We start from the raw sequence: 931 nt of genomic DNA on the forward strand, positions 1-931 counted from the left end.
TTTTTGCGTGTCTAGTAGAACGCGACGAGGCGACTCGCAGCTTGCACCGGCCGAAGGCTCGTTAAGGTAAGAACACTCAGGCATCATTAGAATCCAGGAAAATAGAAATTGCCTTATCTACATCCCCAAGAAATCTTTCTTCATCCACAAGCTCATCAACTTCTTTTACCTTAACAATTATCAGATCAAAACAACATCTAATACCATCAGCTACTACCCTGACTACGCCCTCTGAACTTACACCCTCCCATTGACTTTCCAAGATCACAAAGTCAACTGAGATACTCTGGTATTTTCTTGTACTTCAGCATGCCTGGGCCTTCTGGGGCAAAAGACCAGATTTTTCCAGAAACCCGGAAAACTATCGCAATTTTATAGATCGACTTAAAATACTTCCCCACGACACAAGCACTGAGTGCGTCGCTCATTTTCTTCTGTAATGGCCAGACTAATTTTCGAGAGCTTGGCTCACCATGCTGCCCACTTATTTCAACAGTCGTCATATTTTAATTACACACCCTAAACTCCAATCCAGCCTTTAAATAGTTTCAACTCACCCAACACATCAAACCGGGCAATGACTTTCTTTGAACAACTCAAGCACTTCATTTAGTGCGGAATTCAATTCATCTTCCTCCATGAGTTCATTGAGCTCCTTCGATTTCTCAACCATCATGGACAAACACTTTGAAACCCCGTCGTAGACGGCCTCAGCCAAAACCGACGACTCGACGCCCTGCCACATATCAACAGAAAACACCAAGTCTATTGTTATAGCGTTTTCTTTCTCTACGTACTTCAGTCTTTCCGGCCCTTTCGAACCAAAGTCCCTGACCTTACCTGACACTCTAAAAACTATCCCCAACAACACTATGCTTCTAAAATAAACCCCGCCAACTTTAGATTGAAAAAGGTCATTTAATTTTTTTTT

1 protein-coding gene is annotated in these 931 nt (G+C 42.5%); it reads right to left on the reverse strand.

The window, feature by feature from the left end:
- Nucleotides 1-565: 565 nt before the first annotated feature.
- Nucleotides 566-931: hypothetical protein (locus KUO17_RS26105; RefSeq protein ID WP_217978435.1), on the reverse strand; the 366-nt coding region annotated here is incomplete at its 5' end.

It is taken from the genome of Pseudomonas aegrilactucae (assembly GCF_019168305.1).
GTDB lineage: Bacteria > Pseudomonadota > Gammaproteobacteria > Pseudomonadales > Pseudomonadaceae > Aquipseudomonas > Aquipseudomonas aegrilactucae.